This is a genomic window from Methylobacterium jeotgali (genome assembly GCF_022179345.1).
GTDB lineage: Bacteria > Pseudomonadota > Alphaproteobacteria > Rhizobiales > Beijerinckiaceae > Methylobacterium > Methylobacterium jeotgali.
In genome coordinates, this window is sequence record NZ_BPQR01000001.1 from 49320 (window position 1) to 64089 (window position 14770).

The 14770-nt window shown below is 73.6% G+C and carries 10 protein-coding genes; 4 read left to right on the forward strand and 6 right to left on the reverse strand.

The genetic code is table 11. The features are described from left to right. Nucleotides 1-4: 4 nt before the first annotated feature. From MFF04_RS00250 to MFF04_RS00265, 4 genes are all read right to left on the reverse strand, one after another. Nucleotides 5-1087, reverse strand: coding sequence for an MlaD family protein (locus MFF04_RS00250; RefSeq protein ID WP_238273480.1), 1083 nt, complete (start codon nt 1085-1087; stop codon nt 5-7). A 4-nt stretch (nt 1088-1091) separates the two neighbouring features. Beyond that, entirely contained in the window at nt 1092-1937 is an 846-nt protein-coding gene (locus MFF04_RS00255) for an ABC transporter ATP-binding protein (protein WP_238273481.1), read from the reverse strand. A 14-nt stretch (nt 1938-1951) separates the two neighbouring features. Continuing rightward, nucleotides 1952-3109 carry an ABC transporter permease gene (locus tag MFF04_RS00260; RefSeq protein WP_238273482.1) on the reverse strand — a complete coding sequence of 386 codons (1158 nt, stop codon included), beginning with the start codon at nt 3107-3109 and terminating at the stop codon, nt 1952-1954. A gap of 83 nt (nt 3110-3192) precedes the next feature. After that, nucleotides 3193-4386 (reverse strand): MFS transporter, encoded by a 1194-nt coding sequence (locus MFF04_RS00265; protein WP_238273483.1) that lies wholly within the window; start codon nt 4384-4386, stop codon nt 3193-3195. Nucleotides 4387-4512: 126 nt separating this feature from the next. Here MFF04_RS00265 and MFF04_RS00270 point away from each other — a divergent pair, with 126 nt between their 5' ends. Together MFF04_RS00270 and MFF04_RS00275 are read left to right on the forward strand one after the other, a co-directional pair. Further along, nucleotides 4513-5730, forward strand: coding sequence for a hypothetical protein (locus MFF04_RS00270; protein WP_238273484.1), 1218 nt, complete (start codon nt 4513-4515; stop codon nt 5728-5730). Between the two features lie 97 nt (nt 5731-5827). Next, entirely contained in the window at nt 5828-6265 is a 438-nt protein-coding gene (locus MFF04_RS00275; RefSeq protein WP_238273582.1) for a DUF1489 family protein, read from the forward strand. Nucleotides 6266-6331: 66 nt separating this feature from the next. On the opposite strand, the gene MFF04_RS00280 is transcribed toward MFF04_RS00275, so the two are convergent. Then, nucleotides 6332-12358: an apolipoprotein A-IV repeat region-like domain-containing protein gene (locus MFF04_RS00280; RefSeq protein ID WP_238273485.1), complete on the reverse strand. Its 6027-nt coding sequence runs from the start codon at nt 12356-12358 to the stop codon at nt 6332-6334. A gap of 288 nt (nt 12359-12646) precedes the next feature. Between MFF04_RS00280 and MFF04_RS00285 the strand changes: the two genes are divergently transcribed. Continuing rightward, nucleotides 12647-12973 (forward strand): Hpt domain-containing protein, encoded by a 327-nt coding sequence (locus MFF04_RS00285; protein ID WP_306308066.1) that lies wholly within the window; start codon nt 12647-12649, stop codon nt 12971-12973. A 197-nt stretch (nt 12974-13170) separates the two neighbouring features. Beyond that, nucleotides 13171-13491, forward strand: coding sequence for a 2Fe-2S iron-sulfur cluster-binding protein (locus MFF04_RS00290; protein ID WP_238273487.1), 321 nt, complete (start codon nt 13171-13173; stop codon nt 13489-13491). A 9-nt stretch (nt 13492-13500) separates the two neighbouring features. Here MFF04_RS00290 and MFF04_RS00295 read toward each other — a convergent pair whose 3' ends face one another. Further along, the gene (locus MFF04_RS00295) at nt 13501-14682 is read right to left on the reverse strand and encodes a vWA domain-containing protein (protein WP_238273488.1); all 1182 of its coding nucleotides are present in this window, start codon (nt 14680-14682) and stop codon (nt 13501-13503) included. Nucleotides 14683-14770 lie beyond the last annotated feature (88 nt).

Consider the following 14770-nt stretch of genomic DNA (forward strand, 5'->3'; position numbering starts at 1 on the left):
GCTTTCAGCGCCCACCGTTGTATTCCGGCAACGACGGCTTGCCGCCGAAGATCACCTGCGAGGGATCGCGCTCAAGGCTCTTCACGGTGCGGTTCAGGGTGTTGAGCGTCCGCTGGCCGTCCGTGGACAAGGCCTCGACCTCCCGCCGGCCGGTGCCGCTCAGGCGGCCGAAGCTCGTGGCGATGTTGGCGGTGCGCTTGTCGAGATTCTCCGAGAGGGTGCGGAAGGCGCGGCCGGCGTCACGCACGGAGATCGCGGCATCCCGGACCTCTGCGAAGGTGCTGGTGCCGGCCTGCCCCGAGGCGGAGCCGAGGAAGCCCTCGGCGCCTTTCAGCACGGCGTCGATGCGGTCGGCCGATGCGTTGAGCTTGCCGGCCAGGGAGCGGGCGTCCTTCACGCCGGCCTCGATGTCGGGGCCCGCGTTGCCGAGAGAGGCGGTGAGCCGGTCGGTGTTGTCGACGATGCGGTTGAGCTTCTGCCCGTCGATGGCCTTGACGAGGCTGCTCACGGCGGGGCCGGCATCGGCCAGCGTCTTCGAGAAGGCCTCGACGTTGGCGAGCGTCCGGTTGATGGCGCCCTCGTTGCCGGCGACGATCTTGTCGAGGCGCTGGAGCACGTCGTCGGCCCGCTGCGCGATCTGCTTGGCCGCCGCCATCATGTCGTGGATGTCGGAGGAATCGGCGAAGATCGTCGGCGGCTCGCCATTGGCGCCCTGGGCCAGGGCCGGCGCGTCGGCGTTGCCGCCCGACAGCGCGATCACCGAGACGCCGGTGAGCATCGCGGAATCGAGGCGGGCGCGGGTATCGGCGCGCAGGGGAGTCGTCGGCTCGACCTGAACGGCGGCGATGACGCGCCGCGGGTCCTGCGGCAGCAGGCGCACGTCCTGCACCTCGCCGACGCGGATGCCGTTGAAGGTCACGCCCGAGCCCTTGGCGAGCCCGCCGACGCTGCCGGAGAACACGATCCGCACGGCCTGGCGGACCTGGCGGGAGGAGCCGCCCTGAAGCCAGAACACGAAGGCGAAGCCGGCCAGCACCACGGCGATGGTGAAGGCTCCGACGAGGGCGTAGTTCGCGCGGGTCTCCATGGCGTCAGACCCCTGCGAGATTGGCGGCCGGCGCGCCGTGCGGCAGCACACGCCGCGCGGCGGCCGCGGGCGCCGCGAGCGAGCGGCCGCGCTTGCCGTGGAAGTAGGAGCGCAGCCACGGGTGGTCGCTCGCCAGCATCGCCTCGATCGGCCCTTCGGCGATGATCTGCCCGTCGCCCAGCGCCGCGATGCGGTCGCAGGCGGTGTAGAGGCTGTCGAGATCGTGGGTGACCATGAACACGGTCAGCCCCAGCGTGCGCTTCAGGGTCGCCACGAGTTCGTCGAACTCGCCGGCGCCGATCGGGTCGAGGCCCGAGGTCGGCTCGTCGAGGAACAGGATCTCCGGGTCGAGGGCCAGCGAGCGGGCGAGCGCCGCGCGCTTGATCATGCCGCCGGAGAGCTCCGAGGGAAACTTGTCGGCGGCGTCGGGCTTCAGCCCGACCATCTCGATCTTGAGCCGGGCGAACTCGTCGAGCAGGCGCCCGGAGAGGTTCAGATGCTCGCGCATCGGCATCTGGATGTTCTGCTTCACGGTGAGCGCCGAGAACAGCGCGCCCTGCTGGAAGAGCACGCCCCAGCGCTGCTCGATCTGCCGGCGGCGGGCGGTGGTGAGCCCGTCCGTGTCCTCCCCGAACACCTCGATGGTGCCCGAACGCTTCGGCACGAGGCCGAGGATGGTGCGGGTCAGGACCGACTTGCCCTGGCCGGAGGGCCCGACGAAGCCGAGGATCTCGCCCCGGCGTATGTCGAGGTTGAGGCCCTTGAGCACGGTGCGGTCGCGAAAGCCCACGACGAGGTCGCGCACGCGGATCAGCGCGTCCGCACCGGCACCGGCTGGTTGAGGGGGCAAGCTCTGCACGGGGCTCAGAAATCGATGGCGGCGAAGAACACCGCGAAGAGTCCATCAAGCATGATCACCATGAAGATAGACTTGACGACTGCGGCGGTGACGTGGCGGCCGAGCGACTCCGCGGAGCCCTCCACCGCGAAGCCCTCGATGGTGGCGATGATCCCGATGGTCAGCGCCATGAACGGCGCCTTAATCAGACCGACCCACACGTGATGCACGGAGATCGCTGCCTGGAGGCGCGCCAGGAACGCCTCCGGCGTCAGGCCGCCGTAGAGCATCGCCGTGAGGCCGCCGCCGGCGAGCGCCGCGAGCGACGAGACCAGGGTCAGCATCGGCAGGCCGATCACCAGGGCAAGGATGCGCGGCACGATCAGGATCTCGATGGGGTCGAGCCCCATCACGCGGAGCGCGTCGACCTCCTCACGCATGCGCATGGATCCGATCTCGGCGGTGAAGGCCGAGCCGGAGCGGCCCGCGACCATGATCGAGGTGAGCAGCACGCCGAGCTCGCGCAGGATCAGCAGGCCGATGAGGTTGACGACGAAGGTCTGCGCCCCGAAGCGCTGGAGCTGAAAGATGCCCTGCTGCGCGACGATGCCGCCGACGAGGAACGAGATCAGCGCGATGATCGGCACGCCGCGCCAGGCCACGTGCTCGATCTGGTTGACGAGCGCCGTCGTGCGGAAGGTGCCCGGCCGCAGGGCGACGCGCCCGCAGGCCGTGACCACCTCGCCGAGGAAGGCGATCCCGGAGACGACCTCCTTGACGCCGCGCACGGTGCGGCGGCCGGTGGCGTCGAGGAAGGCGTAGACCCGCCCATGCCGGGGCCCGGCCGGCGCCTCCGGCTGGCGCAGGCCCATCTCGCCCAGGAGGATGCGATGCTCCGGCGTCGTGCCGGTGTAGACCACGGCGCCGCCCCCCGCCTCGATCTCGCCCCGTGTCCGCTCGAGCACCCAGGCCCCGAGGGTGTCGAGGCGGGTGAGGCGGCGCAGATCGATCTCGACCGGGCGGCTGCCCAGCGCGGCGATGCCGGCGGCGGCGGCTTCCACCGCCGGGCCCTGGTCCGCCGTCCAGCGGCCGGAGAGCGCGACGCGGCCACCCGCGGCATCGACCTGCGCGCTCGCGCGACCGTCGTCGAGGGTGGCGTCGAGATGGGAGTCTCTTGCCCGCACGGTGCCCGTTCCCGTTCTGCTGCCGTCCCCGCGCCGCGATGCGAGCCGGCCGCCGCCCACGGCCGGATCAGGCGGGAACGCGGTTAACATACCCTGTCGAAGGGTCCGGGGCCAAACCTCGGCCGTTTTGCCTCCCGCGCGGCGAGCGCCGTCAGCGTCAGGCCGGCGAGCGCGAGCGGCGCCATCAGCAGGAACGCGACCGGCCCCGCCTCGCGGTAGGCGAGGCCGCTCATCAGGGTCGATCCGGCGGCGGCGAGCGCGTTCACGGCGCTCAGCGTGCCCTGGGCGCGGCCGCGGGCGCCCTCCGGCGCGAAGCGGGAGACGGCCGCCATGACGCCGAGCTGCGTCGCCCCGAAGGTGAAGGCGTGCAGGAGCTGGAGCGACCCGGCGACCAGCGGGTCGCTGCCGAAGGCGGCCATGCCGAGCGCCCGCACCGCTGCCGCCGCGCCGCCCATGGCAAGAAGCCGGAAGGGGCTTCGCCAAGGGTCCGGCAGGCGCCCGACGAGGGCGAAGAGGACGATCTCCGCCGCCACGCCCACCGCCCAGAGCGCGCCGACAGCGGCCGTCGAGAGGCCGTGCGCCGTCCAGTAGATGCCCGCGAAGCCGTAGATCGCCGAATGGCTCGCCTGGACGAGCGCCGCGGCGGCGATGGAGAGCCAGAGCACGCGGGGCAGAGGAGGGCGCCCGGCCACCGGCGCGGGCCGCGGCTCCGCAGGCTCCGGCCCCTGGCTCGCCGCCGCGACGGCGCTCGCGAACAGGGCGAGCCCGGTCAGAAGCAGGGGCACCGCCACCTGCCCGCCGAGCCCGGCGAGCAGCGCGCCGCCAGCGAGGTTGGCCATGAGGAAGCCGATGGAGCCGGCCATGCGGATGCGCGCGTAGGCGAGGCGCGGGTCGCGGCGCACGGCGGCGAGCGTCAGGTAGTCGATGCTCGGCACCAGCGGCGCCCCCGCGATCGCGTTGACCGCCACCAGCACGGCGAGGAGCGGCCAGCCGAACGCGGCGGCCGTCGGCATCATCGCGTAGGTGAGCGCGAGGCCGAGGCTCGCCAGCAGCACCAGCCGCCGGGGGCCGATGCCGCGGTCGATCAGGCTCATCAGCGGCGCCGTGGCGACGATGCGCGTGGCGATCGGGATCGCGAGCAGCAGGCCGATGATGCGGGCATCAAGGCCCAGCGCGTCGAGCCAGACCGGCATGAACGGCATCGCGATGCCGATCTCGACGAACACGACCGCGTAGAGCAGCGCGAGGCCGGCGGAGCGGGGTGGGGGCGTCGGCAAAGGCCTTCGGGGCTGGGAGAGGAAGGGGCGGGCGGCAGCGTAAGCGCCCGTTAAGCCCGTTCTGTCAAATTGCCGGGGTTGCGTGAGGGCTGGTCCGTTCGAGGCGCCGGCTCCGAGGACCAGAGAATGTCAGGATCGCAGTTCCTGAGCCCGGCCGATCCGTCCGCCTACGAGGTGATCGAGGCGGCGGTCGCCGAGACAGCCCGCGGGCGCTGGTTCCTCTCGGAGTACGCACGCCGCAACCGCAACGCCGACACCGAGGTGCTGCTCTCCGCCATCGGCAAGCTGGAGAACGCCGTCTCCGGCGAGCGCTCCCTCGACGGTGTCGGGCGCCTGCGGGGCGACCTGATGGAGATGGCCAACGCCATCGCCCGCACCAAGGCCGAGATCGCGGCGATCAGCGCCCCGAGCCACGACCAGAGCCGCCTCACGGGCGCCTCGGAAGCGCTCGACGCCATCGTGCGCTCCACGGAGCAGGCGACCTCCGACATCCTCGGCGCGGCCGAGGAGGTGCAGGAACTCGCCTGGACGCTGCGCGAGAACGGCGTCGACAACGGCCTCTGCGACCAGCTCGACCGGCACGCGACCCAGATCTACACCGCCTGCTCCTTCCAGGACCTCACGGCGCAGCCCACCAGCCGCGTCGTCCATACCCTCCGCTACCTGGAAGAACGGCTGATCGCGATGATCGGCATCTGGGGCGGCGACGAGAGCGTGCCCCCGGCGCCCGGCGCCGGATCGCAGACATTCGCCGTCGACCCGTCCCTCGGTCCCCTCGATCAGACCGACGTCGACCGCTTCATCGACATGGAGAGCCTCGGCGCCGAGCAGGGCGAGGCCGGACCGCGGGCGCAGGCCGTGGTTCCTGCGGCCGCCGCGTTCGGGACGGTACCTCTGCACGAGGACCTCATGTTCGTGGCTTCTCCCGCCGTGGAGGAGACGGCTGCCGAGATGCCGCTCCGCGAAGCGGCGCCGGACGAGGCGATGGTCGAGGAGGCGCCGGATGCGGTGCCGGCCGACCTCGCGGCTCTCGAAGAGGCCGAGCTCCCGCTCGATGCCGAGGGCGAGACCTCGGCCGAGGAGGCCGGGAGCGTCGCGGTCGATCCTGCCTTCGATCTGGAGCCGGAGGAGGCGTTCGCGGCAGAATTCGCGAGCCAGGATGAGAGCGCCGATGCCGACGCGTTCGCCCTCCTCGACGAGACCTCCCCCGCTTCGGAGACGACGGCCGAGGCCGCGGATGATGCGGCGGAGGGCGAGGCCGAGCCGGCCGCCAAGACCGCGATGCCGGACTTCGCCGATCTCGACGAGCTGACCCTCGAAGAGAAGCTCGCCCTGTTCACCTGAGCCACCGCGACCGCAGGGCCGCTCGTGCCCCGGCGGGCGGTGCTGCTATAGGGGACCCTGCGCCCGCCTTCCCGGACGCGGACGGGACGCGCCGGACATTCTCCACCTTCTCAAGCTCAGCGTCGGGCCGGACTCGATCGCGGACCTCGAAGCGCGCCACACCCGCTGGGCGCGCGAGGCCGCGGAGGAGGGGCGCGCCTACACCCCCTCGCACACCACCCGCATGGTCCCGAAGCGCCTCGCCGAGATCGCGGGGCAGGGGTCGATCTACTGGGTGATCCGCGGCACGCTCTGCTGCCGGCAGGCCATCGCCGCCATCGAGCCGTTCACCGGCACGGACGGCATCTCCCGATGCCGCATCGTCCTCGATCCGAGCATCGTGCCCGTGACGCCGAGGCCCTGCCGGCCCTTCCAGGGCTGGCGCTACCTGGAACCCGCCGACGCGCCCCCCGACCTCGACGCCGGCGGAGGCAGCGGCCTCACCGAGCTGCCGGAAGCGCTGCGCCGGGAGCTCGCCAGCCTCGGCCTCCTGTAGCGACGACGCCCCGGCAGCGGGGATGTCGCTGCCAGGGCGCTCCTTTCGGGATGGATGGCTCGAGGGTCAGATGCCCTCGAACCGTCCGCTGGCATGGGCGAGCATGGTATAGACCTTGCCCGTCTCCGAGGTGAGGTAGGCGTCGGCCCGGCGCGAGTCGCGGTCGTTGCGCGAGACCTCGCCGAGCAGCCGCTCGAACTCGTTCACGTAGCGGTCGACGGTCTTGCGGAACTCCGCATCGGCCCGGTAGCGGCGCTGGATCTCGCCGAAGGTCTGGCGGCCCTGCGCCGTGTAGAGCTTCGGCGTGAACAGGTCGGCCTCGCCCTGCCGATAGCGCTGCCAGAGGTCGACCGCGGTGGCGTGGTCGATCATCCGGGCGATGTCGGCGGCGATGGTGTCGAGCGGGCTGCGCCCCTGAGCACCCGTCTCCGCCTTCGGCTGAGCGGCGGGCGCCTGGTCCTCGTCCTCGTCGAGCGAGGCGCGGGTCAGCAGGTCGGAGAGCCAGCCGCGCTTGTCGCCGGGGGCGGGGGCCGCCGCCGGGACGCTCGGCCGCGGGGCGGCCTTCTGCCGGGCGGCCGCCTCCGCACCGTTGCCGGCGGCCGGCCGCTGCACCTGGGCGGGCTTCGCCGGAGCGGGCTGGGACGCGGCCGGCTGGGGCGCTGCCGCCCGGGGAGTCTGGGCGACGGCCACGGCCTTGGCGGCGACGGGCTGCACGACGTCGACGGAGCGGTTCGAGCGGGCGACGAGGGCCGAGAGCTCGTTGAGCGCCTCGATCTGCTCGGAGATCACCCGGCGCATCTCCGCCGTGGCGTCCTGCGTCTCACGGGGGATCTCGAGGACGCCGCGGCCGAGCTCGGCCCGGGTCGCCTCGAGGTCGCCGCGGATGGACGAGGCCATCTCGCGCAGGCCGGCGACGGACTCGCCGAGGCGGCCCTGCGCGCGCTCGAACACGCTGCGCACCTCGCGGGTCGCCGCCTCGACGGCCTCCCGGACGGCCTTGGTCGCGCGTTCGCTCTCCGAGCCGGCTCCGGCCTGGAGCCGCTCGAACTCGCCGGTCACCGCTGCGCCGGCCTCGCGGGCCTGCTTCGACAGCTCGGCGCCGACGCTGCGGGCGCGCTCCTCGGCGGCGCGCAGGGCGGTCTCCACGGACTGCCCGAACCGCTGCGTCTGCGCCTCCAGGGCGGTGGAGCGCTCCTCGATGCCGGCGAGCGCGGCGCTCAGCGCCTCCTCGCGGCCGGCGATGCTGGCGCCGAGGCGCTCCTCGACGCCCGCGAGCGTGCCCGCCGCGTCGGTCAGGGCCACGACGTGGCCGCGGCTGCGCTCGGCGAGGCTGCGGCCATGGGTATCGAGGGCGCCGGCCAGCGCGCTCGCCTCCTTGAGGGCCCCCTGCGAGACCTCCTGCAGCAGGCCGATCTGCGCGCCGACGCCGTCGCTCGCCCGGACCGTCTCGGCGGCGATCCGCCCGAGGGCGGTCTGGATCTGCTCGACGCGGCCGGCGAGCCCCGCCTCGATGGCGCCGAGATTCTCGCCGGCGCCGGAGACCAGCTCGGAGAGGGCGGCGTTGGCGGTCTCGATGCGGGCCAGGAGGCCGCCGAGATCCCCGTGGAGCCGGTCGCCGGTCTCGGCGAGGCCGGCGAGGGCCCGCGCGGCGCCTTCCTCGACGGAGGCGCGCAGCAGGCGCGCCGCCTCCGCGGAGCGGGCGGCGAGCTCCTGGGTGCGCTTCTCCAGGGCCTCGACCAGCGGCGCTCCGGTGACGGTGAGCGCCCGCTCGATCGCCTCGCCCCGCTGGCCGAGATCCTCGGCGAGCTGCCGGGCGGGACCGTCGAGGAGGTCGCGCAGGCGGGTCACGCCGTCCTCCAGGCTCCGGGCGGTCTCGCCACCGGTCGCGTCGAGGGTCTGCACGAGGTTGCCGCCCCGCTCCTCGATGGCCCGGACGATCCGCTCGGCGCCTTGAGCGAGGCGCCGCGACAGAGCCTCGCCGCGCTCGTCCACGAGGGCGCCGAGCGCCGTGGCGCGGCGCTCGAAGCCGTCGCCCATGCGGGCGGTGCGCTCGTCGAGGAGGGCGGCGATGGTGGCGTTGCGCTCGTCCAGCGCGGCGGTGAGCGCCGCGACATGGGCCTCGGCCGCCGCGGCGTGCACCTTGGCGCGCTCGTCGAAGGCAGCGGCGAGCGCCGCGATCCGCTCCTCGGCCATGGCGGCGAAGGCGTCGTGGCGGTCGTCGAAGGCGGTGGCGAGGGCATCGCCACGGGCGGCGACGAGGCTCGCGAAGACCTTCATGCGGTTGTCGAGACGCTGGGTGAAGGCCTCGCTGCGGTTGGCGACGACGGTATCGAGATCGCGGACCCGATCCTCCAGGCCGGTGCCGATGGCGCGGGCCCGATCCTCGAAGGTCGCGGCCTGCGCCTCGAGGAGCCCGGCGATCTCGCCGGCCCGGCCGTCGAGGAGGGCGCGCATCTCGTCCACGCGGCCGTCCATGACACCGCGAAGCTCCGTGGAGCGGGCATCGAGCAGGCCGTGCACCGCCTGGATGCTCTCGTCGAGCAGATGCGCGAGATCTTCCGCGCGGCTGCGCAGGGCGGCGGTGATGCGGCCCTCGCCCTCGCCGAGCAGGCGCTCGATCTCGGTCGCCGCCTCGTTGAGGCGCGCCACGACGGTCTCGCCGCGCCGGTCGAGGACCTCGCCGAGACCCGCCCCGCCGCGGTCGAACAGCCGGCCGAGCTCGGCCATGCGGGCGCCGAGCGCCCCGAACACGGCCTTGCCGCGCGTCTCGATCTCCTCGCCCATGGCAGCGGTGCGCTCGGCGACGAGGCGATCGATCTCCCCGGCGCCGGCGTCGAAGGCGGCGCGGATGGTGTCGGCCTGCGTGCCGAGGGTGCCCTCGATGCGCCGGCCGTTCTCGTGAAGGGCCTCGCCGATGGCCTCGAGCCGGGCGACGATGCCGTTGTCGAAGCGGGCGGCGGTGTCGTCGAGGCGCAACGCCAGGCCGCGGGCCCGCTCGTCGAAGGCCTCGCCGATCTCGGCCGAGCGCACCTGCAGCGTCTGCGCGAGGGCCTCGGAAAGGGCGAGCACGCGGCCGGCCATGTCCTCGGTGCGTGCGGCGAGCGCCTCCTCGACGGCCCGGCTGCGGGCGTCGAAGCTCGTCCCGACGGCTTCCAGCCGCGCGAAGGCGACTCCATCGAGGCGCTTGGCGACCTCCTCCAGCCCCTGGATGAGGGCGGCGCCCCGGCGCTCGAAACCGTTGCCGATCTCGGCCGAGCGGGCGCCGAGGGCATCGCCGAGGCTCGCCATGCGGCCGGCGATGTCCTGGGCGAGGCTCTCGGTGCGGCCGTCGAGGGCCTGCACGAGGTCGCGGCCGCCCTCGGTCATGATGCGGGCCATCTCGCCGGTGCGCGTGACCAGCGCCTCGTTGAGGGCGGTCGCCCGCGCCCCGAGATGGGCGTCGACGCGGCCGACGAGGTTGCCGAAGGTCTCCTCGATCTCGGCGGTCCGCCGGGCGGAGCGCTCCTCAAGGGCGCCGAGATGGGTCTCGACCGCCTTGCCGGCCTCGCGGGCGCGCTCGGCGATGCCGTCGGCGACCGCCTTGCCCTGCACCGTGACGATGCGGTCCATGCTCTCCAGCTGATCGACCACGAAGGCGCCGAGGGAGGTGGTGTCGCGGGAGATGCGGTCGGCGAGGATATCGCCCCGCGCGATGGTCTCGTGGAGGGCGGCGAGGCGGTCGCCGAGGACCTGCTCGATGGCGCGGGTCCGGGTATCGGCGGCCTCGGTGAAGGCGGCGCCGGTCTGGTTGAGGGCGTCGGTGACGCGGGCGCCCTGGGCCGCGACGGCGAGCACGATGTCGCGGCCGGTGCCGGCGAGGCGGGTATGGGCGTCGTCGACCTGGCCGGCGATCAGTTCGCTCATGCCGCGGCCGTGGTTCTCGAAGGCGGTCTCGATCTCGGCGAGCTTGGCGTTCAGCGTGCCGCCGACGCCGTCCGCCGCGCGGGTGACGACGGAGGCGGCGGTCGCCGCGCGGGCGCCAAGATCGCGGTCGAGGGCCTCGATCGTCTCGCGCAGGCTGGCGGTGGCCGCCTCGACGCGGCGGCCGAGCTCCCCGTGCAGCTCGTCGGCCGAGCCGCGGAAGCGGGACAGGATGCCGGCCGTGCCGGTCTCGACGGCGAGCAGCACCGCGTCGGCGGACTGGCGCAGGTCGTCCCGCGACGCCTCGAAGCGCGCGACCGCCTCGCCCGTGCGCTCGGTGACGGCGCCGGCCGCGCCCTCGGTGGCGTCGGCGAGCCGGGCCGCGGCCTCGGCGGTGCGGCGGGACAGCTCCTCCACAGTAGCGGCCAGGCGTCGCTCGAAGATCTGCACGGCCTCGACGGTGCGGGCCTCCAGCTCGCCCGTGGCGCCCGCGGCCGAGCGGCGCATGGACTGCGTGGCCTCGCTGGCGCTGGCGCCGAGGGTGACGCTCGCCTCCTCGGCGGTGCGGCGCAGGAGGTCGGCGGCCTCGGCGGCGCGGTCCGACACCTCGGTGCCGAGGGTGCCGGCGGCGGCGCGCAGGCTCGCGACGGCGCCCTCGGCGCTGGTCTCGAAGCTGCGGCCCAGGGACGAGAAGGTCTCGACCACGCCGCTCGCGGCGAGGGCAAGGCCGGCCTGGGTCTCGCGCCCCCGGTTCTCGATGAGGTCGGAGACGCTGGCGCCGGCGGTCTCGATGTCGGTGCGCAGCGCCGCGCCGCGGCTGGCGATGTCCTCGGACAGCGCGGCGCCGACGGCGGACACCTGGGCGCGCAGGGACTCCCCGGTCTCGGCGAAGCGCGCGGTGATATCGCCCCCGGTTGCGGAGAAGCGCTCGGCGAGGTCGTTGCCGCGCGTCAGGAAGGTGCCTTCCAGCGTCTGGGCGGAGCGCTCGAAGGTCTCGCGGACCTCGGTGCCCTGGCGGGTGATCGCCTCCATCACTCCGGCGCCGGTCTCGGCGAGGTTGCGGGCGACATGCGCGGCGTTGTCGGCGAGCGTGCCGGTGATGTGGCCGCCGGTGGTCTCCAGCGCCTTCGTCACCTCCGCGGCGCGGCCCGCCATCGCCTCGACCACCCGGTCGCCGGCATGGCCGAGCGCCGCGGTGATGGTGTCGCCGCGCTCGCCGAGCGCCTGGGAGACGGCCGCACCCCGGGCGTCGATGGCGCCGGTGACGCGCTCGCCCGCGCCGGTCATCGCCGAGACGATCTTCTCGGCCGCCCCCTCCAGCTCCTGGCTCAGGCTGTGATGGGTGCCGGAGATGGCGCCGCGCACGCGCTCGGCGTTGGCGACGATGGACTCCCGCTGGGCCACCAGTTCGTCGACGAGGGAGCGGATGCGGATCTCGTTGTCGGAATAGGCCCGCTCCAGGGTGGCGATCTCGCCGCGCACCAGGGTCTCCAGCTCGCCGGCGCGGGCGAGCGCCCGCTCGACGCCGTCGCCCACGGCCGCCACCTCGCGGCGCACGGTCTGCGACATGGTCAGCACGGCGTCGGTCGAGAAGGTGTCGGGTTCGGCGAGCCGCACGGCGACCTCGCCCACGGCGCGGGCGACGAGGCGCATCTCCTGGGCGCGCACGGCGAGCATCGCCGCCACGGCGAAGAGCAGCGGCGGCAGGGCCAGCGCGGCGGCGGCGATCACGCCCTGGACGGGCGTGAGGCCGGCAAGCACGCCGGAGAGGTCGCCGCCGGCCTGGCCTGAGGCGAGCGCGGTCAGGCCTCCGATCCAGAGGAGGGCGGCGAGCGCCGCGAACAGGTAGGGGCGCTTCGAGGTGCGCACCCGCAGGGTCTGCTGGAGCACGCCGATGTTGCGGCGGTCGTCGTTGGCCACGAGCGAGCGGTCGGGCGGCAGCAGGCCGCCCTCGCGAGCCGGGCGCGGCTGATCGGGCGCGGGCACCTCGGAGGACAGCGGCGGATCGAGATCGAGGCGGGGGGGCTGCGTGCGGCCGGCCGCCTCCACGAGGGGGTCGCCGTCCCCGACATCGGGCAGGCGCGGCTCGGGCCGCGTCTCGCCGTCGCGGGTCAGGACGTCGAGGCTGAGCGCCTGCTCGATGGCCGAGAGCGCCGCCTCGGCCGGATCCTTGAGCTTCTTCTCGGTGGCCATGCAACGCCTCTGTACGCGTGGTCTTGAACGCTGCCGGCCGCGCCCGGCAGCGGAGACACAACTACCCGTTTACCAAGGAAGCTTAGACGCCGCCGCCCTCCCGGAATACCCGAAGGCGGGGACGGCTCGAAAAAACCTTAACGGAATGGTTACCACGCCGGCCGCGCCGGGCCGGAGCGCAGCTATCTCCATGGCCGGACAAGGCTTAAGGGTCGGCCCGACGGGCACCCGCATTGTGGACAGCCGGGGACCGCCGGAACGCGCCCGGGCATGGCGGCAGGACGAGCGGTGAGCACTGAGATCGACCACGCCCATCTCGCCGCGCAGACCGGCGGCGACACCAGCCTCGCCCGCGAGCTGCTGGACCTGTTCGCCGGCCAGTGCGGAAGCCTCGTCCCGAAGATCCTCGATCCGGCGCTGCCGGCGGCCGACCGGGCGGACGCGGCCCATACCCTGCGCGGCTCGGCCGCCGGCATCGGCGCGCCGCGGGTCGCGGCCGCCTGCGAGACCCTCGAGGCCGGCCTTCGCGTGACGGGAAGCGCAGCACCGGACGCGCTCGCCGTGCTGACGGCCGCGGCCGAGGCCGCCGTCGCCGAGATCGGGCGGCGCGGCTGAGCGGTCCGGCAGCGGCTGCATTTCTTTGACGCAGCGGCGCTGCCGGCCCTCGCCGCCGCGCCACAGGGAGCCCACTTGCTGCGCGCGGGGACGCGAGAACGGCGGGCGCGGCCCTTGCAATCCGTGGCGGCCCCCTCCAAGCAGGCGGCGCCGCGCGGCATTCACCATTCAATCGCCGGGCGGGGCGGGAGTCATCGATGCCGAAGATCACCTTCATCGACCATGCCGGGACAGCCCGAACGGTCGAGGGCGTGGTCGGCGCGACCGTCATGGAAGCGGCGCTGCGCAACAACGTGCCCGGCATCGACGCCGAGTGCGGCGGCGCCTGCGCCTGCGCCACCTGCCACGTCTACGTCGACGCGGCGTGGATCGACCGGGTCGGCAAGGCGCAGGACATGGAGCAGGACATGCTCGACTTCGCCACCGACGTGCGCGACACCTCGCGCCTCTCCTGCCAGATCCGCATCGAGCCCGAGTATGACGGGCTGACCGTCACGACGCCCGCCCGCCAGGGCTGAGCGCGGCGCCTACCGCATCAAGGCGCGCATCGCACCGTCGAGCCCTTCGAGCGTCAGCGGGAACATGCGGCCGCCCATGAGGCCGCGCACCATGCCGATCGACTGGGTGTAGGCCCAGTGCTGGGCCGGCACCGGGTTCAGCCAGACCGCCTTCGGGAAGTGGTCGAGGATGCGCTGGAGCCAGGCCGAGCCCGACTCCGCGTTCCAGTGCTCGACGGAGCCGCCGGCCATGGCGATCTCGTAGGGGCTCATGGAGGCGTCGCCGACGAAGACGACGCTGTAGTCCGGCGGGTAGGTGCGGATCACGTCGAGGAGCGGGATGCGCGCCTCGTGGCGCCGGGCGTTCTCCTGCCAGAGCGTCTCGTAGGGGCAGTTGTGGAAGTAGTAGTGGGCGAGGTTCTTGAACTCGCCCCGCGCCGCCGAGAATAGCTGCTCGGCGAGCATCACGTGGCCGTCCATCGAGCCGCCGACGTCGAGGAGGAGCAGCACCTTCACGGCGTTGCGCCGCTCCGGCCGCAGGCGCAGGTCGAGATAGCCCCGCGCGGCGCTTGAGCGGATCGTGCCGTCGAGATCGAGCTCCTCGGCCGCGCCGGCTCTCGCGAAGCGGCGCAGGCGCCGGAGCGCGATGCGCAGGCTGCGGGTGTCGAGCTCGCGGCCGTCGTCGAGGTCGCGGAAGTCGCGCCTGTCCCAGACCTTCACGGCGCGGAAGTTCCGGTTGCCCTCCTGACCGATGCGGATGCCCTCGGGGTTGTAGCCGTAGGCGCCGAAGGGCGAGGTGCCGCCGGTGCCGATCCATTTCGAGCCGCCCTGGTGGCGTCCCTTCTGCTCGGCGAGGCGCTGCTTCAGGGTCTCGAACAGCCGGTCCCAGCCGAGCGCCTTCAGTTCCGCCTTCTCCTCCTCGGAGAGGTGCTTCTCAACGAGCTTGCGCAGCCACTCCTCGGGGATCGGCGTCGGGCCTTGACCCTCACCGTCGCCGAGCGTCTCGAGCCCCTTGAAGACGGTGCCGAACACCCGGTCGAAGCGGTCGAGATGGCGCTCGTTCTTCACCAGCGCCACGCGGGCGAGGTGATAGAAATCCTCGACGCGCTTGCCCGCGAGATCGCGGTCGAGGGCGCCGAGCAGCGTCAGGTACTCCCGCGGCGTGACCGGGACGCGGGCCTCGCGCAGGGCGGCGAAGAACTGGAGCAGCATCGGCGGAGATGGCCGCAGGGGACCCCGACGGTCAAGGCGCGGGGGTGGTAGGCGCCTGCGCAGTTCCCACGGAGCGGCGGGGAGGGGG

Coding starts and splice junctions, on each gene's coding strand:
- MFF04_RS00250 (WP_238273480.1), bottom strand. CDS start 1,087: ATGGAGACCCGCGCGAACTACGCCCTCGTCGGAGCCTTCACCATCGCC.
- MFF04_RS00270 (WP_238273484.1), top strand. CDS start 4,513: ATGTCAGGATCGCAGTTCCTGAGCCCGGCCGATCCGTCCGCCTACGAG.
- MFF04_RS00280 (WP_238273485.1), bottom strand. CDS start 12,358: ATGGCCACCGAGAAGAAGCTCAAGGATCCGGCCGAGGCGGCGCTCTCG.
- MFF04_RS00290 (WP_238273487.1), top strand. CDS start 13,171: ATGCCGAAGATCACCTTCATCGACCATGCCGGGACAGCCCGAACGGTC.
- MFF04_RS00295 (WP_238273488.1), bottom strand. CDS start 14,682: ATGCTGCTCCAGTTCTTCGCCGCCCTGCGCGAGGCCCGCGTCCCGGTC.